This window comes from Bacillus paranthracis, assembly GCF_024296885.1.
GTDB lineage: Bacteria > Bacillota > Bacilli > Bacillales > Bacillaceae_G > Bacillus_A > Bacillus_A paranthracis.
This window is the reverse complement of the sequence record NZ_CP101135.1, coordinates 3,677,220-3,703,525: the sequence shown is the minus strand read 5'-3', so window position 1 is coordinate 3,703,525 and position 26,306 is coordinate 3,677,220. Positions and strand designations below refer to the sequence as shown.

The following is a 26,306-nucleotide window of genomic DNA, read 5'->3' as shown; positions in this document are numbered from 1 at the left end:
AAGTACAAGCATATATTGGAACAAGCTAGGCGTAAGGGAGGCTTGTTCCAATATGCGTGTATCAAATGTAACAGTTAGAAAACGACTTATTTTTATACTCATATCAGGTATACTTATTTTCACTATCATCGATATTCGTCTTGGATATGTGCAATTTTTTCTTGGGAATATGTTAACGGATCGTGCGAAAGATTCATGGAGTCGTAATATTACTTTTGAACCTGAACGTGGAAAAATTTTAGACCGAAATGGTGTGGAACTTGCCACGAATAAAAGTGCTCCAACTGTCTTTGTTGTACCGAGGCAAATTGAAAAACCAGCAGAGACTGCAGAGAAGTTAGCTGCAGTATTAGGTGTGGAAAAAGATGAGATTTATAAGAGGATTACAAAAAAAGAATCAATTGTAAGGTTAGATAAAGGCGGAAGGAAAATATCACATGATAAGGCGAAAGAGGTAAGAGGATTAAGTTTGAAAGGTGTTTATATCGCAGAGGACTCTATCCGGTACTATCCATTTGGCAACTTTTTATCACACGTATTAGGGTTTGCAGGTAGTGATAACCAAGGTCTTATGGGACTAGAAAAGTATTATGATAAAGAGCTGAATGGTGATGAAGGTCATGTGCGCTTTTTTGCAGATGCAAAAGGGCAAAGGATGCCTAATGTTGGTGATGATTTCAAAAAACCAGAAGCTGGTTTGAATTTAGGTTTAACAATTGATGCACGTATTAATAGAATTATGGAAAGAGAAATGAATATTGCAGAGTCGACATATAATCCAGATGGTATGATTGCGATTGCGATGAATCCGAAAAATGGTGAAATTTTAGGTATGTCGAGTCGGCCGAGTTTTGATCCGGCAGATTTTCAAAGTGTTTCTCCAGAAGTGTACAATAGAAATTTACCAGTATGGAGTACGTATGAACCTGGTTCAACATTTAAAATCATTACGTTAGCCGCAGCTTTGAATGAAAATTTAGTAGACTTAGAGAAAGATACGTTTTATGATGATGGAGCAGCTGAAGTTGGTGGAGCAAGATTGAAATGCTGGAAAGCAGGAGGCCACGGTAGCCAAACGTTTTTAGAAGTAGTTCAAAACTCTTGTAACCCAGGATTTATCGAACTGGGTGATCGTCTTGGTAAAGACCGATTGTTTAAATACATTCGTAATTTTGGTTTTGGACAAAAAACCGGAATTGACCTGCAAGGTGAAGGTAGTGGGATTTTATTTAATTTAGACAAAGTCGGTCCAGTCGAGCAAGCAACAACTTCATTCGGTCAAGGTGTTTCTGTTACGCCAATTCAACAAGTGGCGGCGGTAGCAGCAGCTGTAAACGGTGGAACATTGTATCAACCGTATATAGCTAAAGAATTTATTGATCCGAAAAACAATCAAGTTGTAAGTAAAAAGACACCTGTGGAAAAAAGAAAAGTTATTTCCAAGGAAACTTCAGAAAAAGTTCGGTATGCATTAGAGAATGTTGTAGCAAAGGGATCTGGTAAAGGTGCTTTTATTGATGGGTATCGTGTAGGCGGAAAAACAGGTACGGCCCAAAAAGTGAAAGATGGTAAATATTTAGAGAATAATTATATCGTATCTTTTATCGGTTTTGCTCCAGCAGATGATCCAGAAATTGTTGTATATGTTGCTGTTGATAATCCGAAAGGTGTAACGCAATTTGGTGGAGTAGTAGCAGCTCCAATTGTTGGGAATATTCTGCGGGATGCACTTCCTGTTATGGGAGTGAAACCGAGAAAAGAACAAGTTGAGAGAGAATATAAATGGGGCGATACACCAACTGTGGAAGTTCCGAATTTAATTGGTATGAAAAAGAAAGACTTACAGACGCAACTCGTTGATTTGAAGCTTGATATAAGCGGAGATGGAGAGAAAGTCATTAAACAGTCCCCAGAAGCAGGAGCTAAAGTGAAAGAAGGCTCAAAAATTAGAATTTACTTCGGGAATTAAAGGTAACCTAGTACGTTTTATGGTACAATTGGTGGAAGTGAGTTCTTTATAGAAGAGTTACTTAATTTGAGACCGCAAGAGTCTCGGTTATAAATAGGTCTATTTATTAGACACAGTAGCACTTACCTCCTATTTTACATAATTAGGAGGTAACGTGTTGCTTATTAATAAAAGAGATAAATACACAATGTAGAGAGGGTTTAGTGAAATGAAGTTGCATACACTTGTATCATGTTTGCATGATTTTCCAGTTGTTCCAAAAGAAAATCCAGAAATCACATCTATAGAAGCTGATTCACGTAAAGTGAAAGAAGGAAGCTTATTTGTATGTATGAAAGGATATACGGTTGATAGCCATGATTTTGCTAAGCAAGCAGCGGCACAAGGAGCGGCTGCTATTGTTGCGGAAAGACCAATTGATGTTGACGTTCCAGTTGTACTTGTGAAAAATACTTTTCGTTCGTTAGCGGTTTTAGCTGATTATTTTTATGGTCAACCAACACACAAGTTACATTTAATCGGTATTACAGGTACAAATGGAAAGACAACAACATCGCATATTATGGATGAGATTATGCGCGCACATGGTCATAAAACGGGGCTAATTGGAACGATTAATATGAAAATCGGTGATGAAACATTTGAGGTGAAAAATACAACACCAGATGCACTAACACTTCAACAGACGTTTGCAAAAATGGTTGAACACGGTGTGGATAGCACAGTAATGGAAGTTTCGTCACATGCTTTAGATCTTGGCCGTGTACACGGATGTGATTACGATGTAGCAGTGTTTACAAATTTAACACAAGATCATTTAGACTATCATAAAACGATGGAAGAATATAAACATGCAAAAGGGTTGCTATTTGCGCAACTTGGCAATAGTTATAATCATAATCGTGAAAAATACGCGGTATTGAATAACGATGATGCTGTAACAGCGGAATATATGAGAAGTACTGCAGCAACTGTTGTAACGTATGGAATTGATACAACAAGTGATGTTATGGCAAAAGATATCGTTATGACAAGTGGTGGAACTACATTTACGCTTGTAACACCGTATGAGAGTGTAAATGTTACGATGAAATTAATTGGGAAATTTAATGTATATAACGTACTAGCTGCGACAGCGGCAGGACTTGTTTCTGGTGTAAGTTTAGAAACAATCATTGATGTAATAAAGGAACTAGCTGGAGTTCCAGGACGTTTTGAAGTAGTTGATGGTGGACAAAATTATACAGTTATTGTTGATTATGCACATACACCAGATAGCTTAGAAAATGTATTGAAAACAGCAAAACAGTTTGCAAAAGGTGACGTATATTGTATCGTCGGTTGTGGCGGTGATAGAGATAGAACGAAGAGACCAATCATGGCAAGTGTTGCAACACGATATGCAACTCACGCCATTTACACTTCAGATAATCCAAGAAGTGAAGAGCCAGGAGCTATTTTAGATGATATGGTACATGGTGCAAATGGAAAAAATTATGAAGTAATTATTGATAGAAAAGAAGCGATATACCATGCAATTGCTAACGCAAAAGCTGAAGATATCATCATTATTGCTGGTAAGGGTCATGAAACATATCAAATTATTGGTAAAGATGTTCATCATTTTGACGATCGTGAAATCGCTAAAGAAGCAATTACAGAGCGTTTAAACAACGAAGAGTAACAACGTGAGAGGAGGACTACATGTGCTTGAGCAAGGTTTATTAGTAACGGCTGGGGTAGCATTCTTAATTTCTGTTGCCCTTTCGCCATTGTTTATTCCATTTTTAAGAAAATTAAAGTTCGGACAGAGTATTCGTGATGAGGGACCAAAATCACATCAAAAAAAATCAGGGACACCGACAATGGGTGGTATCGTCATATACGTATCTATGATGGTAACTTCACTTATTATGGCGATTAAGTTTAATCATTTAGGTGCAGAGGTATCGTTATTACTATTAGTGACATTTGGTTACGGATTGATTGGATTTTTAGATGACTACATAAAGGTAGTTAAGAAGAGAAATCTTGGTTTAACATCAAAACAAAAATTAGTAGGTCAGCTTGTTATTGCTATTGCGTTCTTTTTAATTGGAAAAGGGCAAGCGTTCCACACGTACATCATGATTCCGGGAACGGATGTTAAGTTTGAATTAGGTTGGGCGTATTTTGTACTTGTACTATTTATGCTTATTGGTGGATCAAATGCAGTTAACTTAACTGACGGTTTAGATGGTTTATTATCAGGAACAGCTGCTATCGCATTTGGAGCATTTAGTATTATTGCTGTGGCACAAGAGCAATTTGGAGTAGCGATATTCTGTATGGCAGTTGTAGGAGCTGTACTTGGATTTTTAGTATTCAATGCGAATCCAGCAAAAGTGTTTATGGGAGATACAGGTTCATTAGCTTTAGGTGGAGCCATTGCAGCTGTAGCAATTTTATTAAAACAAGAATTGCTACTTGTAATCATTGGCGGAGTATTCGTAATGGAAACTTTATCGGTTATTATTCAGGTTATTTCGTTTAAAACAACAGGAAAACGTGTCTTTAAAATGAGTCCATTACACCATCATTATGAATTATGTGGTTGGTCAGAATGGCGTGTTGTTGTGACGTTTTGGTCTGTAGGATTTTTATTAGCTGTGTTAGGAATTTATATCGGGGTGTGGATGTAATTGAAAACTGTAACTGAATTTCAAAATAAGAATATTCTTGTATTAGGCATTGCAAAAAGTGGTTATGCAGCAGCTACATTGTTACAAAAGTTAGGGGCAAATGTTATTGTAAATGACGGAAAACCTTTAGCAGAGAATGTACTTGCTGCAGAATTACAAGCAAAAGGAATGGATGTTGTATGCGGTGGTCATCCTTTAGAATTATTAGAGAGAAATATTTCTCTTGTAGTAAAAAATCCAGGAATCCCGTATTCTAATCCAATATTAGTTGCTGCGAAAGAAAAGCAAATTCCAATTGTTACGGAAGTTGAATTAGCATATCGTATTTCAGAAGCACCATTTGTTGGGATTACGGGGTCTAACGGTAAAACGACGACGACAATGCTTACATTTGAAATGCTAAAAGAAGGACAAAAGCATCCCGTAATTGCAGGGAACATTGGAACTGTTGCGTGTGAAGTAGCACAGGATGCAAAAGAAAATGAAGTTGTAGTTACAGAGCTTTCATCGTTCCAATTGATGGGAGTAGAATTGTTCCAACCTAAAATTGCTGCGTTTTTAAATTTATTTGAGGCCCACTTAGATTATCACGGGACGAAAAAAGAATATGGTTTAGCAAAAGCGAATATTTTTAAAAACCAAACAGAAAATGATTATAGTGTAATAAATGCAGATGATGCAGATGTGATGGCTTTATCTGCTTATAGTAAAGGTCAAAAAGTACTGTTCTCAACAACGAAAGAAATTGAAGATGGTGCGTGTATAAAAGATAATGCTCTTTATTTTAAAGGTGAAAAAGTTGTTGAAGTAGGCGATATCGTTTTACCTGGTCAACATAATTTAGAAAATATTTTAGCAGCGATGAGTATCGCAAAATTATTGGGTGTTTCTAATGAAGCGATTACGGCAGTTTTAAAACGTTTTACAGGTGTAAAACATCGTTTAGAATACGTAACAACTATAAACAACCGTAAGTTTTATAATGACTCAAAAGCAACGAATATGTTAGCGACAGAGAAAGCTTTATCTGCGTTTACACAACCGACTGTGTTATTAGCAGGTGGGCTGGATCGTGGAAATGAATTCGATGATTTAATTCCGTATTTCAAAAATGTTAAAGCGATTGTAACATTTGGACAAACAGCTCCAAAATTAGTAAGAGCTGCAGAAAAAGCGGGATTAGATACAATTGAAAGTGTCGATACTTTAGATGAAGCTGTAGTGAAAGCTTATGCTCATTCTACAGATGGCGATGTAATTCTTCTTTCTCCAGCATGTGCAAGCTGGGATCAATTTAAAACATTTGAAGAAAGAGGAGACATTTTTATACAAGCTGTGCATAAACTTATATAAAGTAAATCAAAACATCAGTAGGCTAACACCTACTGATGTTTTGTTACATAGGGCAAAAGTTTCTGCCTAAAGAGGTGGTGTTTATGGGTAATGAAGAAAACGCCTGATTTTATTCTCATCATCGTTACACTTGCGTTGTTAACAATCGGAATGATTATGGTTTATAGTGCGAGTGCGGTTTGGGCCTCTTATAAAATGGGGGACTCATTCTTTTTTGCAAAAAGGCAATTGCTATTCGCAGGTCTTGGTGTAGTGGCTATGTTTTTTATTATGAAAATTGATTATTGGGTGTGGCGTACGTATTCAAAAGTAATTTTGCTAGTTTGCTTCATTCTTCTTATTCTCGTTCTTATTCCTGGAGTAGGTCTTGTTCGAGGAGGAGCGCGAAGTTGGATTGGAATCGGGGCATTTTCCATTCAACCGTCCGAATTTATGAAGTTTGCGATGATTATTTTCTTAGCGAAATTTTTAGCGGAACGACAAAAATTAATTACCTCTTTTAAACGTGGTTTACTACCAGCTTTAGGTTTTGTATTTCTTGCTTTTGGAATGATTATGTTACAGCCGGACCTTGGTACAGGGACGGTAATGGTTGGGACATGTATCATTATGATATTTATCTCAGGAGCAAGAGTCTTTCACTTTGCAATGTTTGGTTTGCTTGGTGTAGCAGGATTTGTAGGGCTAATTGCATCAGCACCGTATCGGATGAAACGTATTACATCATATTTAGACCCGTGGTCAGATCCGCTTGGAAGTGGATTTCAAATTATTCAATCGTTACTCGCAATTGGACCAGGTGGATTATTCGGGCTTGGACTTGGACAAAGTAGACAAAAGTTTCTTTATTTACCTGAACCGCAAACAGATTTTATATTTGCTATCTTATCCGAGGAATTAGGTTTTATTGGTGGTTCATTTGTGTTATTATTATTTAGTCTATTATTATGGCGTGGGATTCGTATAGCTTTAGGAGCGCCAGATTTATATGGTACGTTTTTAGCAGTAGGTATTGTGGCGATGATTGCGATTCAAGTAATGATTAATGTTGGTGTTGTAACAGGATTGATGCCTGTTACGGGTATTACTTTGCCGTTTTTAAGTTATGGTGGATCAAGTTTGACATTAATGTTAATGGCAGTAGGTGTATTATTAAATATAAGTCGCCATTCTCGCTACTAAACCCTGTTTTATAAGACAGGGTTTTTCGTATGTGTACGAAGAAACAATATGTATATAGAAATAAATAAGACTGTAATAAGAAAAAGAGAAGCGGAGGAGTTAGTAGTGCGTGTATTAGTAAGTGGTGGGGGCACTGGAGGTCATATTTATCCGGCTCTTGCTTTAATAAGAGAAATAAAAAAATTAAATCCGGAAGCAAGGTTTTTATATATTGGTACGGAGAATGGATTAGAGAGCACAATCGTGCCCAAAGCAGGTATACCGTTTCAATCTATTGTTATAAGTGGATTTAAGCGTAAAATATCGTTAGATAACGTGAAAACGGTGATGCGTTTCCTAAAAGGTGTACAAGATAGTAAACGATATATTCGTCGTTTCAATCCAGATATTGTAATTGGAACAGGTGGATACGTATGTGGACCTGTTGTATATGCTGCGGCAAAATTAGGTATTCCAACTATTGTACATGAACAAAATAGTGTACCTGGTGTAACGAATAAATTTTTAAGCCGCTATGTTGATAAAGTTGCAGTTTGTTTTGAAGCGGCTGCAGAACATTTTCCGCAGTCAAAAGTGGTCATGACAGGAAACCCACGAGCGTCAGAAGTAATGGATCAAAATGGAATGAAAGGAAAACGTTCAGTAGGTTTATCTCTTCCTAAAAAATCCGTGCTTATTTTTGGTGGCAGCCGTGGGGCTAGACCAATTAACGACGCTTTCGTAGAGGCAATTGAACAGTTTGGAAATAAAAGTTACGAAATATTGTATGTAACAGGTGAAGTTCATTACGATAAAGTGATGGATGCAGTGAAGCAAAAAGGGAACCCGCATAATGTTATTATTAAACCTTTCATTCATAATATGCCAGAAGTACTTACAGGTGTAGATCTTGTTGTTTCAAGGGCTGGAGCAACAACACTTGCAGAATTAACAGCGTTAGGTAAGCCAAGTGTGTTAATTCCGAGTCCTTATGTAACAAATAACCATCAGGAAAAAAATGCACGTTCTGTTGTCGATAAAGGAGCAGCAAAAATGTTGCTTGAAAAAGATTTAACAGCTGAAACACTTATTCGTGATATTGATGAGATTCTATTAGATGCACAAACATTACAAAATATGAAGCTTGCTGCTGGGCAATTAGGTATTCCAGATGCAGCAAATAAGCTGTATGAAGTCATGAATAAGCTTGTAAAAAAATAACGTTAGGTGAACGCCCTGCATACTACTGTAATAAGGATGCTTAGTATGGGGGAGATTGTTTATGGAGCAATTAGTAAATGAGCTTATAGAAGCAAATGTTGGTCGTGTGTTAGTGGATGAACCGTTAGCACGTTATACAACTATGAAAATAGGTGGACCAGCTGATATTTTAATTGTGCCAAAGCATGTTGCCGGTATTGAAAAAACGTTGCAGTTAGTAAAGAAATATAAAACAAAGTGGACTGTAATTGGTCGCGGTTCGAACCTTCTTGTATCTGATCTAGGTATAGAAGGTGTCGTTATTCGTTTAGGAGAAGGATTAGACCACTTAGAAGTCGAAAAACATAGAGTAAGAGTTGGTGGTGGGTATCCCCTGATTAAATTATCAACTTTACTTAGTCGTCAAGGGCTAGCTGGTCTGGAGTTCGCAAGTGGTATTCCAGGAAGTGTTGGCGGTGCAGTGTATATGAATGCAGGAGCACATAAATCGGATATATCAAGCATATTCTCAAAAGCTCTTATTTTGTTTGAAGACGGAACAATTGACTGGTTAACGCATGAAGAAATGGAGTTTTCCTATCGTACATCTGTATTGCAAACGAAACGTCCTGGTATTGTTTTGGAAGCTGAGTTTCAATTGCAGATAGGAGAGCGTGAGGGAATTGTAAGTGTCATGCAAAAGAATAAAGATTACCGTCGTGAAACACAGCCATGGAATCACCCTTGTGCAGGAAGTGTGTTTCGGAATCCAATTCCATACTTTGCAGGAGATTTAATAGAGAAGGCGGGGCTTCGTGGTTATCAAATAGGTGGAGCTCAAATTTCTGAAATGCATGGGAACTTCATTATTAATACTGGTGGAGCTAGCGCGCAAGATGTATTATCTTTAATAGCATTAGTAAAACAAACAATCAAGGATAAATTTAGCGTAGAAATGCATACAGAAGTAGAAATCATTGGAAGATAACGGTTATTCGTTCCGCTCATTATCATTTATGTTATAATAAGAAGATAAGAACGGCATGAGGAACATGCCGTTCTTTATGTTACGTAGGGGGATCGTACATGAAAAATAGTAAAGTGATTAAACTACAGGATCGTGTACCAAAGTTAAAAAATCAACAGAAAAAAAACAAGAAAAATGTTAATCATCGGTTGATTTTATACATATCAATTTTATTTTTATTAGTTCTCTTTTTAATTTATTTTCGGTCTCCGCTTAGCAATATAAAAAAGATAAGCGTGTTTGGAAATCATTATATGACAGATGAACAAGTGATGAAGGAATCAGGTGTGACATATGATACAAGTTATTTCCGAGTGACAGCACATAAAGCAGAAGAAAACTTAACGAAACGAAAAGAAATTAAAGCAGTAAATGTAAAGAAGCGTTTTCCAAATAAAATTGACGTTCATATTGAAGAATATTTAACAATTGGTTATATAAACAAAGATGGGAAATTACAACCGTTATTAGAGAACGGGAAAACACTTGATGTACTCCCGAACGGAAAACTTCCTGTTGCAGCGCCAATTTTTGAACCTTTTAAAGAGGAGAAAATGAAGGAGTTAATTGCTGAGCTTGAAAAATTAACACCAACTATTTTAAGGTCTATTTCTGAAATTCGTTATTCACCGACAAATGCGAATGAAGACCACCTTACTTTATATATGAATGAAGGGTATGAAGTGAGCACTACGATTCAAAATTTCGCAAAACGTATGGAAGCTTATCCACTAATGATAAAGCAAATTGAACCAGGTAGAAAAGCTCTAATTCATTTAGAGGTAGGAGCATACCTTAAATATTTAGATGGTGAAGAAAAGGAACAGTAAAATAGCATTTTTTATAATTGTATAAACGTAATTAAGGGACATACGTTCGGTTTGATGTATCTGAATTTACAAGAATGGTTCATTTGATGAAAAATATGTAAAAATTCTTAGATTCATACTAGGATTGGTACAAGTTTCACTTTTCTATGAGTACATCTTAGTGTAGACTTATACTTGGCGGTAATCTTTACACTTGAAATAGAATTATTTCAAGATAAGCAGTTATTCACAGTTTACTGCGATATTCTTAAATGAATGTTAAATAAAAATAAGAAAAATATAGGGTTAAAAAAGGGAAACGTATAAAGACGTTGAATATTTTTCTTATAAATAGTAAAGTTGCGATTGTTGTTCCATATATTGAGTTGTATGGTATAAATAAAGAAGGAGGTGCCAAAGAATGAACAGCAATGAAATATATGTTAGTCTTGACATCGGTACATCCAATGTTAAAGTCATCATTGGTGAAATGGTTAATGACAGCTTAAACATTATTGGTGTTGGAAATGTAAAATCAAATGGTTTAAAGAAGGGATCGATAGTTGATATAGACGAGACTGTTCGATCAATTAAAAAAGCAATTGAACAAGCTGAGCGCATGGTGGGAATCCACATTGAGCAAGTTGTAGTAGGTGTCAATGCAAACCAGGTACAGCTACTCCCTTGTCACGGAGTAGTCGCTGTTTCAAATGAAGATCGTGAAATCGGGAATGAAGATGTCTTACGCGTTCTAGATGCAGCACAAGTTGTGTCAATTGCTCCAGAACGTGAGTTTATTGATGTGGTACCTCGACAGTTCATTGTAGACGGTCTTGACGAGATTAACGATCCGCGCGGGATGATCGGTGTAAGATTAGAAATGGAAGGTACACTTATTACAGGCTCGAGAACTTTACTACATAACCTACTTCGTTGTGTAGAAAAAGCAGGTCTTGAAATTGTTGATATTTGTCTTCAACCTTTAGCGGCTGCAACAGTTGCTATATCTTCAGATGAAAAAAATAGAGGAGTAGCCCTTGTTGATATGGGGGGAGGATCTACAACTCTATCTATTTTTAAAGATGGAGAGTTACAAGCAACGAGCGTATTACCATTAGGTGGAGACCATATAACGAAGGATATTGCGATTGGGTTGAAAACTTCAACAGAAAATGCAGATCAAATTAAGTTGAAATATGGACATGCTTTTTATGATACAGCGTCTGAAGAAGAGATGTTTACGGTTCCTATTATGGGAAGCGATCAAACAGAACAATATTCTCAGTTGGAATTATCGGATATAATAGAGGCTCGTGTAGAGGAAATTTTAATGTTTGTTCAAGATGAAGTGCGTAAGTTAGGAGTAAAGCAAGTAGCTTCTGGTTATGTACTAACTGGTGGAATTGCTTCTATGCCAGGTGTTCTTGATCTTGCATATGATATTTTACATGAAAATGTTCGTATAGCAACTCCTGATTATATTGGCGTGCGTGAGCCCCAATATACAAGTGGAGTAGGATTAATTAAACATTCTTATCAAAAAGCTAAGTTGCGTGGGAAAAATGTGCAGGAAAAACAAGAGCATTTTGAACCAGTACCAGCACCAGCTCCAACGCCGGTACAACAGCAACCTGCGAAACAAAAAACGCGTAATCAAAACAATAATAATCAAAATGATGACCGTATGATGTCAAAAGTAAAACGTGTATTCCGTTATTTATGGGATTAAAATTGGACACGAAAAATGAGGTTCTAGGGGGATTTCGACATGTTAGAGTTTGATACTACTCAAGATCAATTAGCGAATATAAAAGTTATCGGTGTCGGCGGTGGCGGAAACAATGCTGTAAACCGTATGATTGAACACGGTGTACAAGGTGTAGACTTTATCGCTGTGAATACTGATGCACAAGCATTAAATCTATCAAAAGCTGAAACGAAAATGCAAATTGGTGGAAAATTAACACGTGGACTTGGTGCAGGAGCAAACCCTGAAGTAGGGAAAAAAGCTGCAGAAGAAAGTAAAGAACAGATCCAAGAAGCACTTCGTGGTGCTGATATGGTATTCGTAACTGCTGGTATGGGCGGCGGAACTGGAACTGGTGCAGCTCCAGTTGTTGCTCAAGTGGCAAAAGAATTAGGTGCATTAACAGTTGGTGTTGTCACACGTCCATTTACATTTGAAGGACGTAAGCGTGCAACACAAGCGGCATCTGGTATTGCGGCATTTAAAGAAAATGTAGATACACTTATTGTAATTCCAAACGATCGCTTATTAGAGATTGTTGATAAAAACACGCCAATGTTAGAGGCATTCCGTGAAGCAGATAACGTATTACGTCAAGGTGTTCAAGGTATTTCTGATTTAATTGCAACACCAGGTTTAATTAACTTAGACTTCGCAGACGTAAAGACAATTATGTCTAATAGAGGTTCTGCTTTAATGGGTATTGGTTCTGGTAATGGAGAAAATCGTGCTGCTGAAGCTGCGAAAAAAGCGATTTCTAGTCCATTATTAGAAACATCTATTGATGGAGCTCAAGGTGTTATCATGAACATTACGGGTGGAGCTAACTTAAGCTTATATGAAGTACAAGAAGCGGCAGACATTGTAGCTTCAGCTTCAGATCCAGAAGTAAATATGATCTTCGGTTCGGTTATTAATGAAGGATTAAAAGATGATATCGTTGTAACTGTAATTGCAACTGGTTTTGATGATACAATTGCAACTCAACCACCAAAACCAATTATCCGTCCGAATGTGAATCACACGCAACAACAGCAACAGCCAGTAGCTCAACCACCAAAACAACGTGAAGTAAAACGTGAAATGAAGCGTGAAGAGCCGGTTGTACATGAGCGTCATTCAGATTCAGATGATATCGATATTCCAGCATTCTTACGTAATCGTCGTAGACGATAAAAGAAAAGGAGCATTTATGCTCCTTTTTGTTTTATACAGGGAAAAGATCTGCTAAGCAGGTCTTTTTTTATTGTAATTTATTCCGCTTTTTGCTGGGTAGCCCAATTGGTGCGTACAGATTAAGCTTTCACTTTATCCCGCTTTAATGGGCAGTAAGACCCCACCTCAAAATGCAGCGAAAGCAAAGAAGTTAGGTGGGGATCGGGCTGCCCATTAAAGCCCGATTGGTGAGGGCTAATAATCAGTGGGGGGATGAAGAAAACCCCCACTGATTAAAGTTTGAAAAAAATATAGCATTCTATGAAACATATACTTTTATTTTTTACCGACAGATTATGTCTAGAAAGCACAAAATAACAAAAAAACACCTCCGCAAATTGACACACTTTCCTATTGGATATGCATTATACTAGTCTCAACTTAAAAAAAGAGGTGAATTGTTTGGTTGTTTACGCCGACGTTGTTTGGTTGTTAAACGCCTGCATTGATTTTCTTTTACTTTTATTAACGGCTACCGTGTTAAAAAAGAAGATCAAAAGATGGAGGCTTGTGTTAGGGGCATTTATAGGTTCAACCATTGTTATTTTTGCCTTTACTCCTTTTGCTTCTATGATGACACATCCAATTATGAAACTACTGTACTCGTTACTTATTGTGTATACAGCATTTGGGTTTACAACATTTAGAAATTATGCACAAACTGTTTTTACTTTTTACTTTGTAACCTTTATGGTTGGCGGAGGATTAATGGGCACTCATTTCTTTTTGCAAACGAATGAAATGGTAAATGGGTTGGTTCAATCTCAATCAATTTCTTATGGTGACCCAATTAGTTGGTTGTTCGTTATTTTTGGTTTTCCAATCATTTATTATTTTTCTAAAAAGCGTATTGAAAGCGTAGAGGTTACAAAAATACACTATGATCAAATTGTGAAATTGAAAATTCAATTAGCTGAAGAGGAACTAGAACTCGCAGGTTTAATTGATAGTGGGAATCAACTTTACGACCCGTTAACGAAAACACCTGTTATGATTATGCATATTTCATCGTTAGAACATTGTTTACCAGCTTGGTTAACAGAACAAATTTATTCCAAAACACAGATTCCTCAAATACCAGAAAATGATTCTGGGTGGGCGACAAAATTACGCTTAATTCCTTTCCGAGCAGTAGGAGTAGAGAATCAATTTTTATGGGCAATTAAGCCAGAAAGTGTACAAATTTATCATGAAGGTAGTTCTATTGTCGTCAATAAAGTATTGATTGGATTAAATACACAACAGTTGTCAACCAATGGAGAGTATCAATGTATTGTGCATCCGAAAATGTTAATTTCGCAAAAAATGGTAATTGCTTAATAATGGGAGGCGGGATAATATGATGAAATTAAAATTTTATTTAGTATACCTTTGGTATAAAGTATTGTTGAAATTAGGAATTAAGACCGATGAAATTTATTACATTGGTGGAAGTGAAGCGTTACCACCGCCGTTAACGAAAGAAGAAGAGGAAGTTCTTTTGAATAAATTGCCAAAAGGAGATCAGGCAGCAAGGTCGTTACTGATTGAACGCAATTTACGGCTAGTTGTATATATAGCAAGAAAGTTTGAAAATACAGGGATAAATATTGAAGATTTAATTAGCATTGGAACAATTGGGCTTATTAAAGCGGTAAATACATTTAATCCAGAAAAGAAAATAAAATTAGCAACATATGCATCACGTTGTATAGAAAATGAAATTTTAATGCATTTGCGCCGGAATAATAAAAATCGTTCAGAAGTTTCTTTTGATGAACCGCTTAACATCGATTGGGACGGGAATGAACTTTTATTATCAGATGTATTAGGGACAGACGATGATATTATTACAAAAGATTTAGAGGCTACGGTTGATCGTCATCTTCTAATGAAAGCATTACATCAATTAAATGATCGTGAAAAACAAATTATGGAACTTCGGTTTGGGCTTGCTGGAGGAGAGGAAAAGACGCAAAAAGATGTAGCGGATATGCTTGGGATTTCACAGTCATACATTTCGCGTTTAGAAAAAAGAATCATAAAAAGATTAAGAAAAGAATTTAATAAAATGGTGTAAAGAATAAGACCAGCCGTTATGTAGGCTGGTCTTATTCTCTTTCGTTGTATGAGGAAGGACAACGAAAATGAAAAATGAAGAGAAAACCGCATGCATAAAATCCCCTTCAAAGGAAATACTTTACACTGTACAGCAACTCCCGATAGGAGGGAACACTTTGACGAGAAACAAAGTAGAAATTTGCGGTGTTGATACAGCTAAACTTCCCGTACTAAAAAATGATGAAATGCGTAAATTATTTCGTGAAATGCAAAGTGGAGAGATAAGCGCAAGAGAGAAATTAGTGAATGGAAACTTACGTCTTGTACTGAGCGTCATCCAAAGATTTAATAACAGAGGAGAATATGTTGACGATTTATTTCAAGTTGGTTGCATCGGACTTATGAAATCCATTGATAATTTTGATTTAGGCCAAAATGTAAAATTTTCAACGTATGCTGTGCCGATGATTATTGGGGAAATACGCAGATATTTGCGTGATAACAATCCGATTCGCGTATCTCGTTCATTACGAGATATTGCGTATAAAGCGTTACAAGTAAGAGAAAAGTTGATTGCAGAAAATTCAAAAGAACCAACAGCAATGGATATTGCAAAAGTGCTTGAAGTGACTCATGAAGAAATCGTTTTTGCTTTAGATGCAATTCAAGATCCAGTTTCATTATTTGAGCCGATTTATAACGATGGGGGGGATCCTATCTTTGTTATGGATCAGTTAAGTGATGAAAAACAAAAGGACGAGCAGTGGGTTGAAGAGTTAGCTCTAAAAGAAGGAATGAAGCGTTTAAATGATCGTGAGAAAATGATTATTCGAAAACGTTTCTTCCAAGGAAAAACACAAATGGAAGTTGCAGAAGAAATTGGGATTTCTCAAGCACAAGTGTCACGTTTAGAGAAATCAGCTATTAAACAAATGAATAAGACGATTCAAGGATAAGGTTTCACCATTTATGGTGAGACCTTTTTATATGTCATATAGTTTGTTTGCGCTCATAGTAGGATAGTTGTGTTCATATAATGAAAATAATATGAGGTTGGTAAGAGGGTGCTTCCTGTTCATTTGTGAAACAATGTTTTTTCGATTCGTCATATATAAGGGAGAGGATGAAAGTGATACAAATTTCGGAATTGCAGATGAAAGATATAATAAATGTTTCAGACGGAAAAAGACTGGGGAATATTGGTGATATTGAAATTGATATGAACACAGGGAAGATCGATTCTATTATTATTTCTAAACAGGCACGTATGTTTGGGGTTTTTGGGAAAGACGTAGAAATTGTAATTCCTTGGAAAGAAATTGTGAAAATTGGGGAAGATGTCATACTTGTTAGAGTAAATCCTGTTAATTCTGTAACAGAATCAATACAAACACCGACAATTTCATAAAGAATATTACAAATTCCTCTTTTTTTTCTGTTAGGATTATGAAAAAATAAAAGTATGGTAAAATAGACAGGAAGTACCATGCTTTTTTATGTTATTTTAATTAAAAGGAGCCGCTGTTATGAGAGAACCATTTAAATATGTGGACGGTATACTGTATTTAGAAGCGTGGAAAGAACTTGGAAACATTACTGCTGGATTTACGACAAAAGATGGTGGGGTAAGTACGGGCTCCTTTCATGCAATGAATTTAGGATTACATGTGAATGATATTGCCGAGAACGTTCATGAAAATAGACGCATTTTAGCAAATAAGTTACAAAAACCATTAGAAAACTGGATTTGCTCTGAACAAGTTCATGATCATCATGTTGAAAAAGTAGGACAACAGGAAAAAGGAAGTGGCGTTTATTCATATGAAGACGGCATTTCAAAAACAGATGGCATTTATACGACTAATAATGATGTTCTTTTAACATCTTGTTATGCGGATTGTGTTCCACTCTATTTTTATGCACCATCACATGGTATGATAGGACTTGCGCATGCTGGATGGAAAGGGACTGTAAAAGAGATTGCAAAAGAAATGATTCAAAAATGGAATGCAGAAGGGATTTCGAGTGATGAAATTCATGTTGCGATTGGACCAGCAATTGGATCTTGTTGTTACATTGTTGATGATCGAGTGTTAACAGCAGCAGAGCAAGTAGTAAACGGTTCTGTTCCTTATAAAAAAGTTTCTGACGGGCAGTACGCAATTAATTTAAAAGAAATTAATCGTATATTATGTGTACAAGCAGGCATAAAAGAAGAGAATATTGTAATGTCATCTCTTTGTACAAGCTGTGAAGAGCAACTGTTTTTCTCTCATCGTCGTGATCAAGGTAAGACAGGGAGAATGTTGAGTTTCATAGGTTTTAAGGAGGATGAAAGCAAGTGACAGTACAAACAAATTTAACAACTGTAAACGAAGCAATTAAACAATCTTGCGCGCGAGCGGGACGTTCTTTGCAAGATATTAAACTCGTTGCAGTTACAAAAACGGTAGGAATTGAAAAAACAAACGAAGTAATTGAAGCAGGAATTATCGATTTAGGTGAAAATAGAAATGAAGGTTTCTTACAGAAGTATGAACATTTCGGTTCAAAAGTGAATTGGCATTTTATTGGATCATTACAAACGAGAAAAGTAAAAGAAATCATTAATGAAATCGATTATTTACATTCATTAGATCGTCTTTCACTTGCAAAAGAAATTCAAAAACGTGCGGATAAGAAAGTGAAATGTTTTATTCAAGTGAAAACATCATCTGAAGAATCAAAGCAAGGATTGGCAATAGAAGAAACCGTTTCTTTTATTCAAAGTTTGCAAGAATTGGATAAGATTGAAGTGGTTGGACTAATGACAATGGCTCCGTTTACAGAAGAAGAGGAAGAAATCAGACGCTGTTTTAAGACATTACGTATGCTACAAACAGAGGTGCAGGAGTTAGAATTATTACATGCGCCATGTAAAGAATTATCAATGGGAATGTCTAATGATTACACCATTGCAATTGAAGAAGGTGCTACATATATTCGTTTGGGGACGATTTTAGTAGGAAAAGCGTAAAAGGAAGGAGAATCTTATTATGAGTTGGTCAAAAGTAAAATACTTCTTTTTTGATACACCTGAAGAAAAAGAAGCAGCTCAATATAGTTATGAAAAGGAGCAAACGGACATGAAGAAGCAGCAAGATCCGCCAGAACAACAAGATGTTACGTTTCCAAAAGCGCAAACGAAACAAAATGTTGTGAGCATTGAAACAGCGAAGCAATCCTCAAAAGTTGTTTTATTAGAACCACGCACATATTCGGAAGCGCAAGGAATTGCGGACCATTTAAAAGGTAGACGAGCTGTTGTAATTAATTTACAACGAATGTCTACGGATCAAGCTGTACGTATCGTTGACTTTTTAAGTGGTACTGTATACGCTATAGGCGGGGACATTCAAAAAATAGGACCGAAAACATTTATGTGTACGCCTGAAAATGTAGATATAGTTGGTGCAATTTCAGAGTTATTCGGTGAAGAAGAAGACACAAATATAAAGAGGTGGTAATACGCCATGGAAACAGTTTTAAGGCTTTTAGTTACTGCTATCGAGATTTACTCGTGGGCACTTATTATTTACATTCTCCTATCATGGTTCCCAGGTGCAAAGGAATCAACTTTCGGAGATTTTCTTGCCCGTATTTGTGAACCGTATTTAGAACCATTTCGCAGATTTATTCCGCCGCTTGGTATGATTGACATCTCACCACTTGTTGCGATTTTTGCGTTGAGACTTGCTACAAGTGGTTTAGTAACTTTATTCGGCTATTTCTTATAGTAAGAGGTTAAATACATGAGCATCTACGAGCATTTTAGACCTGATGAAGTGGTCTTTGTGGATAAAGTGTTAGAGTGGAAGCGAGCAGCAGAGTACCATCAAGTGAAGTTAACAGACTTTCTTGATCCAAGACAACAACAAATTGTCACGATGGTAATAGGACAAGGAGATGTTGCTGTACAATTTGATGGTGCAACGTCTCAAGCAGAGCGCAAAAGAGCACTCATTTATCCGGACTATCTAGTAATAAATGAAGAGGAATTTCAAGTAGAAGTATTGGAAATTGACTATCCTTCCAAGTTTTATACGCTAGAGCATAGGCAAATATTAGGTACATTTATGTCTCTCGGTTTAACGAGAGAAAAATGTGGTGATATTTTGCTTCAAGAAGATCGTGCCCAAATTGTAGTCGCGAAAGAAGTTGTATCTTATATTGAGATGAACTTACAATCTATAGGAAAAGTGAAAGTCTCCTTATCACCAGTGCAAGGGGAAAAAATTCTACAGATACAAGAAACGTGGGGGGAGAAATCCGGAACGGTTTCTTCACTTCGTTTAGATGTTATGTTAGCTGAAATGTTACATATATCTAGGCAAAAAGTACAACCTTTCATAAAAAATGGTTTAGTAAAAGTGAATTGGAAAACAGTGGAGCAAACCTCTTATGAATGTTATCCAGGAGATGTTTTTTCAGTGAGAGGATATGGACGCAGTAAATTGTTTTCTGTAGAAGGTAGAACAAAGCGCGACAAATGGAGAATTTTGTATGGTATACTAAAATGATTGGTTTTTTAGAAGGAAATCCTCCTATTTTGTCGAAGAAAAGATATAATTGAAAGAGGAAATTTAGATAACTACTTGGAGGTGGCGTTGTGCCGTTAACACCATTAGATATTCATAACAAAGAATTTGGTCGCGGATTCCGTGGCTATGATGAGGATCAAGTAAATGAGTTTCTTGATCAAATTATCAAAGATTATGAATTAGTCATTCGTGAAAAAAAAGCTTTAGAAGAACAAGTTGCGCAATTAGAAGGGAAGTTAGATCATTTCTCTAATATTGAAGATACGTTAAACAAATCTATCGTTGTTGCACAAGAAGCAGCGGAAGAAGTAAAACGTAATGCGCAAAAAGAGGCAAAATTAATTGTACGTGAAGCTGAAAAGAATGCAGACCGTATTATTAACGAAGCTTTAGTAAAATCAAGAAAAGTTGCTTTTGATATTGAAGAGCTAAAGAAACAAGCGAAAGTATTCCGCACTCGTTTCCGTATGTTATTAGAAACACAGCTTGAAATGTTAAACAACGATGATTGGGATAAACTAATTGAGTTAGAAGACGAAGTAGACGAGCTGTTGAAAAAAGAAGAAACAGTGTAAGCTTGACGTTTTTCGCATTATTACATATAATTTTAAACAACATATTTATTAAGAAAAACGAAGATAGGGATAAGTACCTTTTTCATACCTTATATAGCGAACTGAGGATGGTGTAAGCTCAGGATAAGGAGATAATGGGAATATCACCCTGGAGTTCCGCGCTGAACAAATAGAGTAAGCGTAGGCGTATATTCGCGTTAAGAATATAAAGAGGATTGTATACATACGTATAGAATCTACTAGGGTGGTACCGCGGGAGACTTTCTCGTCCCTTTTTGGGATGAGAAAGTCTCTTTTTTATTCCGTTTTTTAGGTCTTTCTTTTATACATGTAAGGAGGAATTGAGCATGGAGTACAAAAATACATTACTAATGCCAAAAACAGAGTTCCCGATGCGTGGGAATTTACCAAAACGTGAGCCTGCAATGCAAGAAAAGTGGGCGGAAATGAATATTTATGAAAAGGTACAAGAACATACGAAAGGTCGTCCTTTATTTGTACTGCATGATGGACCTCCATATGCGAATGGTGACATTCATATGGGACATGCATTAAATAAAGTATTAAAAGACTTTATCGTTCGTTATAAATCAATGACTGGTTTCTGTGCACCATATGTCCCAGGTTGGGATACACACGGTTTACCAATTGAACAAGCTTTAACAAATAAAGGTGTGAAGCGTAAAGAAATGACAGTTGCTGAGTTCCGTAAGTTATGTGCAGAGTATGCATATGAACAAGTAGAACGTCAGCGTGAGCAATTTAAGCGTTTAGGTGTACGTGCTGATTGGGATAACCCATACATTACTTTAGAGCCAGCATATGAAGCACAACAAATTAAAGTGTTTGGTGATATGGCGAAAAAAGGTTATATCTATAAAGGACAAAAACCAGTTTATTGGTCACCAACGAGTGAATCAGCTTTAGCAGAAGCTGAAATTGAATACCAAGATAAAAAATCTGCATCTATTTACGTAGCATTTCCTGTAAAAGATGGAAAGAACGTATTAGAAGGTGATGAGAAATACATTATCTGGACAACAACGCCTTGGACGTTGCCTGCAAACTTAGGTATTTCTGTTCACCCAGAACTTGAATACGCTATTGTAAAAGTAAATGGTGAAAAATATATTATTGCTTCTGAACTATTTGAGACAGTTGCAAAAACGTTAGAGTGGGAAAACGCTGAAGTTGTGAAAACAGTAAAAGGTAGCGAGCTTGAGTATACAGTTGCAAAGCATCCATTCTACGATCGTGATTCATTAGTTATGCTAGGAGATCACGTAACAACAGATGCAGGTACAGGTTGTGTTCATACAGCACCAGGACACGGGGAAGATGACTTTATTGTTGGTAAAAAGTATGGCTTAGAAGTACTTTGCCCAGTTGATGATAAAGGTGTATTAACAGAGGAAGCACCTGGATTTGAAGGCTTATTCTATGATAAAGCTAACAAGCCAATTACAGAAAAATTAGAAGAAGTAGGCGCGTTACTGAAACTAACATTCATCACGCATTCATATCCACATGATTGGAGAACGAAAAAACCTATTATTTTCCGTGCGACAGCACAGTGGTTTGCATCTATTGAAGCATTCCGTAAAGAGTTATTAGAAGCTGTTGCGGAAACAAAATGGGTACCAGCATGGGGCGAAACTCGTCTTCATAACATGGTTCGTGACCGTGGTGACTGGTGTATTTCTCGTCAGCGTGCATGGGGTGTGCCAATTCCAGTATTCTATGCTGAGAATGGTGATCCAATTATTACGGATGAAACAATTAACCACGTAGCAGATTTATTCCGTGAACACGGTTCTAACGTATGGTTTGAGCGTGAAGCGAAAGATCTATTACCAGAAGGATTTACACATTCAGGTAGCCCAAATGGTGAATTCCGTAAAGAAACAGACATTATGGATGTATGGTTCGACTCAGGTTCTTCTCACCAAGCGGTATTAGAAGAGCGCGATGACTTACAACGTCCAGCTGATTTATATTTAGAAGGATCTGACCAATATCGTGGTTGGTTTAACTCTTCATTATCGACAGCAGTTGCTGTAACAGGTAAGGCGCCATATAAAGGCGTACTAAGCCATGGTTTCGTATTAGATGGTGAAGGCCGTAAAATGAGTAAGTCGATTGGAAACATCGTCGTACCGAAGAAAATTATGGATCAATTAGGCGGAGATATTTTACGCTTATGGGTATCTTCTGTTGACTATCAATCTGACGTACGTATTTCGGATGATATTTTAAAACAAGTAGCAGAAGTGTATCGTAAAATCCGTAACACATTCCGTTTCTTATTAGGAAACTTAGACGACTTTAAGCCAAGTGAAAATACAGTAGCTGTAGCTGAACTTCGTGAAGTAGATCGTTACATGTTAGTGAAATTAAATGACTTAATTACAAAAGTAAAAGAAGCATATGAGACATACGACTTCGCTGCTGTATATCATGCAATTCATAACTTCTGTACAATTGATTTAAGTTCATTCTACTTAGACTTTGCAAAAGACATTTTATACATTGAAGGTGCGAACCATGAAGATCGTCGTGCAATTCAAACTGTATTATATGATGTTCTTGTTGCATTGACGAAACTTGTAACACCAATCTTACCGCATACAGCTGATGAAGTATGGCCATACATTCCAGGTGTAACAGAAGAAAGTGTACAATTAACTGATATGCCAGAAGCTGTACAATTAGATGGTGCAGAAGCATTAAAAACAAAATGGGATGCATTTATGACATTGCGTGATGACGTATTAAAAGCGTTAGAAGTAGCTCGTAATGAAAAGGTAATCGGTAAGTCATTAAATGCAAGCATTACGCTATATCCAACTGCAGAAATGAAAGCTATGTTAGAGTCTATTAACGAAGACTTAAAGCAATTATTCATCGTTTCTGAGTACAAACTTGGTGGCATGATGGAAGAAGCGCCAGCAGATGCACCGAAGTATGAACATACAGCGGTTGTTGTTGTTCAAGCAACTGGTGAAACATGTGAACGTTGTTGGGTAGTTTCAGAAACAATTGGTAAAGATGCTGAACATGAAACATTATGTGAGCGTTGTGCAACGGTTGTTAAAGAAAATTATGTAAAATAATAAGGGGTGACTGCACGTAAAGTGCAGTCATTTTTTTGGTTAACAGTATATTGAAATAACTTTCACTCTCTTTCCTATGAAGGAAAAATGTGTGAGAGGTAAGCATATAAATTTCGGACACACTAATCGTACATTGCAACTGGGAGGAATGTACACGTGAATGAAATGTATATGGAAATCAAAGAAGAATTGCAATTGATGCGAAAAGAGTTACAAGAGAGGCTAGCTAAAGAGGTTATGTACAAATATAATACAGAGTTTAGCGAAGAGCTTGGGTATGAAATTAAGGAAGAGATAAAGAAAAAACTTTTATTACATGATATAAAAGAGGATTTAAAAGATGTAGAACGTGCATTATTTAAAATGGAAATAGATATGTATGGTATTTGTGAAGACACAGGGAGAGTAATGTCGGTAAAACAAATGAAAACGATGCCGACTGCACGTACCATTCATGAATTTTTCTATGAAAAAGTAAATGTATGAATGTGCACAACGATATTATATTACCTTTTTTTAATTTATTTTATTCTTCTATAAAGGTTCATTGTGAAAAGGTTGCAGCTATGCTAAAATTTTGAGGTACACTGTCTTTGTGGGGGAAATGAAAATGATATATTATGTAATAGCGTTATTCGTCATTGCCATCGATCAAATATCGAAATGGCTAATTGTAAAGAACATGGAATTGGGTACGAGTATTCCGATTATCGATAATGTATTATACATAACATCACATCGAAATAGAGGAGCTGCTTGGGGCATTTTAGAAAATAAAATGTGGTTTTTCTACATTATTACAGTCGTTTTTGTAGCATTTATCGTATTTTATATGAAAAAATATGCAAAAACAGACAAGCTTCTAGGAATTTCATTAGGTCTAATTTTAGGCGGAGCAATTGGTAATTTTATTGATCGTGTATTTAGACAAGAAGTAGTGGATTTCATTCACGTGTATATTTTCTCGTACAACTATCCAGTATTCAATATCGCTGATTCAGCATTATGTATTGGTGTTGTATTAATTATTATTCAAACATTATTAGAAGGCAAGAAAACGAAGGAGTAATTGAATGAGTGAAGTAGTACAAGTAACAGTTGCAGAAGAACAAAAAAATGAGCGAATTGATAAATTCGTTGCAGGAATAAATAATGAATGGTCACGTACACAAGTACAACAATGGATTAAAGATAACGTTGTTACAGTTAATGGAAAAGCTGTAAAAGGGAATTATAAAGTTAGAGAAAATGATGAAATTACAGTGACGATTCCTGAGCCAGAAGAGTTAGATATTCAGCCAGAAGATATGAATTTAGAAATTTATTATGAAGATGCAGATGTACTTGTTGTTAATAAGCCGCGTGGTATGGTTGTGCATCCAGCACCAGGTCATACAAGTGGTACACTTGTGAACGGTCTTATGCACCATTGTACAGACTTATCGGGCATTAACGGTGTAATGCGCCCAGGTATCGTGCATCGTATTGATAAAGATACATCAGGCTTATTAATGGTTGCTAAAAATGATATGGCACACGAATCACTTGTAAATCAACTTGTAGCAAAAACAGTAACGAGACGTTACAAAGCGATTGTACACGGTGTTATTCCGCATGATAAAGGAACGATTGATGCTCCGATTGCTCGTGATAAGAAAGAGCGTCAAAGTATGACGGTTGATGAAAATGGTAAGCATGCTGTTACGCATTTCCAAGTGTTAGAGCGATTCAAAGATTTCACACTTGTAGAATGTCGCTTAGAAACAGGGCGTACACACCAAATTCGTGTTCATATGAAATATATTGGCTATCCACTTGCAGGAGATCCAAAGTATGGACCAAAGAAAACATTAGACATGAATGGACAAGCACTTCACGCAGGTATTTTAGGATTTGACCATCCTCGTACTGGTGAATATATTCAGTTTGAGGCACCGATTCCAGAAGTGTTTGAAGATGCATTAAATATTTTACGAAAATAGTATTGACAAATCATAAGAAAACTGAGATACTGACAACAGTTAAATAATGATCCTTTAACACAGCCCCGTGAGGTTGAGAAGGTAACGGTTTGAAATACATAGGGTATGCTGTACCCTTTTTCAAAAGTCCTCTCGCACACGCTGAGAGGACTTTTTTTATACCATTACTCTCACGCAAGAAAAAAGCTTGGAGGTGTAGAGCATGCAAGAGAAAGCTGTCGTTTTAGATGACCAAATGATTCGCCGCGCTTTAACACGAATTAGTCATGAAATCGTGGAACGAAATAAAGGTGTCGATAATTGTGTTCTTGTCGGAATTAAAACTCGTGGAATTTTTATTGCACAACGTTTGGCAGAACGAATTGGTCAAATTGAAGGAAAAGAAATGGAAGTTGGAGAGTTAGACATTACGTTATATCGAGATGATTTAACACTACAATCGAAAAATAAAGAACCACTTGTAAAAGGTTCTGATATCCCTGTAGATATTACGAAGAAAAAAGTTATCCTTGTGGATGATGTATTATATACAGGCAGAACTGTTCGAGCAGCAATGGATGCTCTTATGGATTTAGGTAGACCATCACAAATCCAACTAGCGGTTCTTGTTGATAGAGGTCATCGTGAACTACCAATTCGCGCTGATTATGTAGGAAAGAATATTCCAACATCAAGTGAAGAGCGTATCGAAGTTGATTTGCAAGAGACAGATCAACAAGATCGAGTAAGCATATACGATAAGTAAAGCCCTTTTAAATGTAGTCCTGTGAGGCTGCCAAAGGGTCTTGGCTTTCATATGTCAAATTTGGCATACGAAAGTGTAGGACTCTTTGTGCACAGGCACAAAGAGTTTT

General features: G+C 36.5%; 25 protein-coding genes and 1 other annotated feature. All 25 genes read left to right on the top strand.

The genetic code is table 11. The features are described from left to right. Positions 1–52 precede the first annotated feature (52 nt). On the top strand, positions 53–1,969 hold the full coding sequence (locus tag NLJ82_RS18975; RefSeq protein ID WP_001266227.1) for a stage V sporulation protein D: 1,917 nt from the start codon (positions 53–55) through the stop codon (positions 1,967–1,969). A 208-nt stretch (positions 1,970–2,177) separates the two neighbouring features. Then, on the top strand, positions 2,178–3,653 hold the full coding sequence (gene murE, locus NLJ82_RS18970; protein ID WP_000766299.1) for a UDP-N-acetylmuramoyl-L-alanyl-D-glutamate--2,6-diaminopimelate ligase: 1,476 nt from the start codon (positions 2,178–2,180) through the stop codon (positions 3,651–3,653). Positions 3,654–3,675: 22 nt separating this feature from the next. Next, a complete protein-coding gene (gene mraY / locus NLJ82_RS18965; RefSeq protein ID WP_000893058.1) occupies positions 3,676–4,650 on the top strand; it encodes a phospho-N-acetylmuramoyl-pentapeptide-transferase in 975 nt (324 codons plus the stop codon). Continuing rightward, positions 4,651–6,003 carry a UDP-N-acetylmuramoyl-L-alanine--D-glutamate ligase gene (murD, locus tag NLJ82_RS18960; protein ID WP_000860122.1) on the top strand — a complete coding sequence of 451 codons (1,353 nt, stop codon included), beginning with the start codon at positions 4,651–4,653 and terminating at the stop codon, positions 6,001–6,003. 90 nt (positions 6,004–6,093) lie between these two features. Next, on the top strand, positions 6,094–7,185 hold the full coding sequence (spoVE, locus tag NLJ82_RS18955; protein WP_000753510.1) for a stage V sporulation protein E: 1,092 nt from the start codon (positions 6,094–6,096) through the stop codon (positions 7,183–7,185). A 105-nt stretch (positions 7,186–7,290) separates the two neighbouring features. Further along, positions 7,291–8,385, top strand: a complete 1,095-nt coding sequence (gene murG / locus NLJ82_RS18950; RefSeq protein ID WP_001265414.1) for an undecaprenyldiphospho-muramoylpentapeptide beta-N-acetylglucosaminyltransferase — start codon at positions 7,291–7,293, stop codon at positions 8,383–8,385. A gap of 61 nt (positions 8,386–8,446) precedes the next feature. Beyond that, complete coding sequence (gene murB / locus NLJ82_RS18945) at positions 8,447–9,352, top strand: UDP-N-acetylmuramate dehydrogenase (protein ID WP_000437039.1); 906 nt, start codon at positions 8,447–8,449, stop codon at positions 9,350–9,352. 98 nt (positions 9,353–9,450) lie between these two features. Next, positions 9,451–10,221: a cell division protein DivIB gene (divIB, locus tag NLJ82_RS18940; RefSeq protein ID WP_000798234.1), complete on the top strand. Its 771-nt coding sequence runs from the start codon at positions 9,451–9,453 to the stop codon at positions 10,219–10,221. Positions 10,222–10,621: 400 nt separating this feature from the next. Then, positions 10,622–11,929: a cell division protein FtsA gene (gene ftsA, locus NLJ82_RS18935; protein WP_001087553.1), complete on the top strand. Its 1,308-nt coding sequence runs from the start codon at positions 10,622–10,624 to the stop codon at positions 11,927–11,929. A 39-nt stretch (positions 11,930–11,968) separates the two neighbouring features. Next, positions 11,969–13,123 (top strand): cell division protein FtsZ, encoded by a 1,155-nt coding sequence (gene ftsZ, locus NLJ82_RS18930; RefSeq protein ID WP_000888991.1) that lies wholly within the window; start codon positions 11,969–11,971, stop codon positions 13,121–13,123. Positions 13,124–13,564: 441 nt separating this feature from the next. Then, on the top strand, positions 13,565–14,482 hold the full coding sequence (gene spoIIGA, locus NLJ82_RS18925; protein ID WP_000261978.1) for a sigma-E processing peptidase SpoIIGA: 918 nt from the start codon (positions 13,565–13,567) through the stop codon (positions 14,480–14,482). Positions 14,483–14,501: 19 nt separating this feature from the next. Further along, complete coding sequence (gene sigE, locus NLJ82_RS18920) at positions 14,502–15,221, top strand: RNA polymerase sporulation sigma factor SigE (protein ID WP_000976948.1); 720 nt, start codon at positions 14,502–14,504, stop codon at positions 15,219–15,221. A 157-nt stretch (positions 15,222–15,378) separates the two neighbouring features. After that, a complete protein-coding gene (sigG, locus tag NLJ82_RS18915; RefSeq protein ID WP_000197753.1) occupies positions 15,379–16,158 on the top strand; it encodes an RNA polymerase sporulation sigma factor SigG in 780 nt (259 codons plus the stop codon). 167 nt (positions 16,159–16,325) lie between these two features. Further along, complete coding sequence (locus NLJ82_RS18910) at positions 16,326–16,610, top strand: YlmC/YmxH family sporulation protein (protein ID WP_012644570.1); 285 nt, start codon at positions 16,326–16,328, stop codon at positions 16,608–16,610. Between the two features lie 118 nt (positions 16,611–16,728). Further along, the gene (pgeF, locus tag NLJ82_RS18905; RefSeq protein ID WP_001209000.1) at positions 16,729–17,547 is read left to right on the top strand and encodes a peptidoglycan editing factor PgeF; all 819 of its coding nucleotides are present in this window, start codon (positions 16,729–16,731) and stop codon (positions 17,545–17,547) included. Beyond that, on the top strand, positions 17,544–18,218 hold the full coding sequence (locus NLJ82_RS18900) for a YggS family pyridoxal phosphate-dependent enzyme (protein WP_000218169.1): 675 nt from the start codon (positions 17,544–17,546) through the stop codon (positions 18,216–18,218). Before pgeF ends, NLJ82_RS18900 begins: the two co-directional genes overlap by 4 nt. Positions 18,219–18,237: 19 nt before the next feature. Next, on the top strand, positions 18,238–18,708 hold the full coding sequence (locus NLJ82_RS18895; protein ID WP_000119138.1) for a cell division protein SepF: 471 nt from the start codon (positions 18,238–18,240) through the stop codon (positions 18,706–18,708). 6 nt (positions 18,709–18,714) lie between these two features. Beyond that, positions 18,715–18,978 carry a YggT family protein gene (locus tag NLJ82_RS18890; protein ID WP_000450919.1) on the top strand — a complete coding sequence of 88 codons (264 nt, stop codon included), beginning with the start codon at positions 18,715–18,717 and terminating at the stop codon, positions 18,976–18,978. 15 nt (positions 18,979–18,993) lie between these two features. Beyond that, complete coding sequence (locus NLJ82_RS18885) at positions 18,994–19,761, top strand: YlmH family RNA-binding protein (RefSeq protein WP_000029725.1); 768 nt, start codon at positions 18,994–18,996, stop codon at positions 19,759–19,761. Positions 19,762–19,850: 89 nt separating this feature from the next. After that, positions 19,851–20,357, top strand: coding sequence for a septum site-determining protein DivIVA (gene divIVA, locus NLJ82_RS18880; protein ID WP_001131612.1), 507 nt, complete (start codon positions 19,851–19,853; stop codon positions 20,355–20,357). Positions 20,358–20,408: 51 nt separating this feature from the next. Continuing rightward, positions 20,409–20,633: a binding site (T-box leader), on the top strand. A gap of 71 nt (positions 20,634–20,704) precedes the next feature. After that, the gene (gene ileS2 / locus NLJ82_RS18875) at positions 20,705–23,470 is read left to right on the top strand and encodes an isoleucine--tRNA ligase (RefSeq protein WP_000455936.1); all 2,766 of its coding nucleotides are present in this window, start codon (positions 20,705–20,707) and stop codon (positions 23,468–23,470) included. A 156-nt stretch (positions 23,471–23,626) separates the two neighbouring features. Beyond that, a complete protein-coding gene (locus NLJ82_RS18870) occupies positions 23,627–23,956 on the top strand; it encodes a TraR/DksA C4-type zinc finger protein (protein ID WP_001004664.1) in 330 nt (109 codons plus the stop codon). Between the two features lie 124 nt (positions 23,957–24,080). Then, positions 24,081–24,539, top strand: a complete 459-nt coding sequence (lspA, locus tag NLJ82_RS18865; RefSeq protein WP_000642177.1) for a lipoprotein signal peptidase LspA — start codon at positions 24,081–24,083, stop codon at positions 24,537–24,539. Between the two features lie 4 nt (positions 24,540–24,543). After that, on the top strand, positions 24,544–25,452 hold the full coding sequence (locus tag NLJ82_RS18860; protein WP_000005842.1) for an RluA family pseudouridine synthase: 909 nt from the start codon (positions 24,544–24,546) through the stop codon (positions 25,450–25,452). A 202-nt stretch (positions 25,453–25,654) separates the two neighbouring features. Continuing rightward, the gene (pyrR, locus tag NLJ82_RS18855; protein ID WP_001156491.1) at positions 25,655–26,197 is read left to right on the top strand and encodes a bifunctional pyrimidine operon transcriptional regulator/uracil phosphoribosyltransferase; all 543 of its coding nucleotides are present in this window, start codon (positions 25,655–25,657) and stop codon (positions 26,195–26,197) included. Positions 26,198–26,306: the final 109 nt, after the last annotated feature.

What these genes read in the sequence shown, in the direction of transcription:
- murE (WP_000766299.1), top strand. Translation starts at nt 2,178, where the DNA reads ATGAAGTTGCATACACTTGTATCATGTTTGCATGATTTTCCAGTTGTT.
- ftsA (WP_001087553.1), top strand. Translation starts at nt 10,622, where the DNA reads ATGAACAGCAATGAAATATATGTTAGTCTTGACATCGGTACATCCAAT.
- NLJ82_RS18895 (WP_000119138.1), top strand. Translation starts at nt 18,238, where the DNA reads ATGAGTTGGTCAAAAGTAAAATACTTCTTTTTTGATACACCTGAAGAA.
- NLJ82_RS18910 (WP_012644570.1), top strand. Translation starts at nt 16,326, where the DNA reads ATGAAAGTGATACAAATTTCGGAATTGCAGATGAAAGATATAATAAAT.
- NLJ82_RS18860 (WP_000005842.1), top strand. Translation starts at nt 24,544, where the DNA reads ATGAGTGAAGTAGTACAAGTAACAGTTGCAGAAGAACAAAAAAATGAG.
- sigE (WP_000976948.1), top strand. Translation starts at nt 14,502, where the DNA reads ATGATGAAATTAAAATTTTATTTAGTATACCTTTGGTATAAAGTATTG.
- divIB (WP_000798234.1), top strand. Translation starts at nt 9,451, where the DNA reads ATGAAAAATAGTAAAGTGATTAAACTACAGGATCGTGTACCAAAGTTA.
- ileS2 (WP_000455936.1), top strand. Translation starts at nt 20,705, where the DNA reads ATGGAGTACAAAAATACATTACTAATGCCAAAAACAGAGTTCCCGATG.
- NLJ82_RS18890 (WP_000450919.1), top strand. Translation starts at nt 18,715, where the DNA reads ATGGAAACAGTTTTAAGGCTTTTAGTTACTGCTATCGAGATTTACTCG.
- ftsZ (WP_000888991.1), top strand. Translation starts at nt 11,969, where the DNA reads ATGTTAGAGTTTGATACTACTCAAGATCAATTAGCGAATATAAAAGTT.
- pyrR (WP_001156491.1), top strand. Translation starts at nt 25,655, where the DNA reads ATGCAAGAGAAAGCTGTCGTTTTAGATGACCAAATGATTCGCCGCGCT.
- spoVE (WP_000753510.1), top strand. Translation starts at nt 6,094, where the DNA reads ATGAAGAAAACGCCTGATTTTATTCTCATCATCGTTACACTTGCGTTG.
- NLJ82_RS18885 (WP_000029725.1), top strand. Translation starts at nt 18,994, where the DNA reads ATGAGCATCTACGAGCATTTTAGACCTGATGAAGTGGTCTTTGTGGAT.
- NLJ82_RS18975 (WP_001266227.1), top strand. Translation starts at nt 53, where the DNA reads ATGCGTGTATCAAATGTAACAGTTAGAAAACGACTTATTTTTATACTC.
- murB (WP_000437039.1), top strand. Translation starts at nt 8,447, where the DNA reads ATGGAGCAATTAGTAAATGAGCTTATAGAAGCAAATGTTGGTCGTGTG.
- lspA (WP_000642177.1), top strand. Translation starts at nt 24,081, where the DNA reads ATGATATATTATGTAATAGCGTTATTCGTCATTGCCATCGATCAAATA.
- pgeF (WP_001209000.1), top strand. Translation starts at nt 16,729, where the DNA reads ATGAGAGAACCATTTAAATATGTGGACGGTATACTGTATTTAGAAGCG.